Genomic DNA, 1076 nt, shown 5'->3' with positions numbered 1-1076 from the left:
GGCCGGTTCGTCCGCGAGCGTCGTGACGTGCTCTGGCTGGGGCCTCCGGGAACCGGGAAAAGTCATCTGGCCCAGGCGATCGGGTTGTCGCTGATCCGCGCCGGGATGACGGTGTATTACCGCAGCATCTTTGACGTTGTTCGTGACTTCCTTCACGACGAGGCGCTCGATGGTCACGAGAAGATTCTCAAACGGTATCTCGAACCGGACTTGTTGATTATCGACGACATGGGAATGAAGCAACTTCCCAAATGAAGCGGCGAGTACTTGTTCGAGGTGATCATGCGTCGGCACGACGTCCGCAGCACGATGATGACGAGCAACCGTCCGTTGGAGGAATGGGGCAAGCTGATCGGCGATGTGCCCAGTGCGACGGCGATCCTGGACCGGTTCCTGCACCATAGCGATGTGATGCAGATCACAGGTCGAAGTTACCGGATGGGAAATTCGGGAAAAATTTCAAACAGTACCAAAGCGCCAACCGAGTCAACGACCGAAGAAGCTTAAGTCAAACAGTACCACTCGGGCCGAACCAGGCTCACCTTCTCCAACTGGTACCGTTTCACACGCAAACTGAAAAACAGGCGATCCCAATATCATTTTTCAATCTTCAAACCAAGTTTGTGCGCCTGCACTATCCCATACTTGACCCATTGCTCGGTTTCACCCTCCGCATAGTATGGTTCCTTAACCTCGTACCCTCTGCACTTGAAGTCGTCGATGTCCGTATTCTTCGCGGCCCGGACCTTTCCTAGTCTGGTCCCGTCAACAAGGTCATATTGGTTGATCGATCGCCCGCGCCACAGTGCCATTTTTACAATCAGGTGGACCTTCTCGCTTCTCGGCCCGTCTCCTACGAGATATGCTCGCCTCCCTTCAGAGTTGGCCGTTGCGGCCGTGAACGCATTTCGGCGCCAGATCGGCATAACGCTCGGCCTTTCTGCTTTGCTCTCAGCCTCCTCCAGTTCGGGTCGTTGGCTACTATTGAAATACGCCAGTTCTTCAACACTTACTGTTTGCGTGGCTGGCCTGATGCTTTCAAGTACTGCCTTGATCTGCGATAGCTCGCCCCTTTC

General features: G+C 54.6%; 1 protein-coding gene and 1 pseudogene. One reads left to right on the top strand and one right to left on the bottom strand.

Annotation, left to right across the window (positions count from 1 at the left end):
* Positions 1-507 (top strand): annotated as a pseudogene (locus RMSM_RS42725) (ATP-binding protein); the annotation flags it as partial.
* 89 nt (positions 508-596) lie between these two features.
* Here the strand turns inward: RMSM_RS42725 and RMSM_RS41035 are convergent.
* A partial coding sequence (locus RMSM_RS41035) for a hypothetical protein (RefSeq protein ID WP_008699212.1) occupies positions 597-1076 on the bottom strand: 480 nt, incomplete at its 5' end.

This window comes from Rhodopirellula maiorica SM1 (genome assembly GCF_000346295.1).
GTDB lineage: Bacteria > Planctomycetota > Planctomycetia > Pirellulales > Pirellulaceae > Novipirellula > Novipirellula maiorica.
The sequence above is the reverse complement of the archived record's forward strand: the minus strand, read 5'-3'. Positions and strand labels throughout refer to the sequence as shown.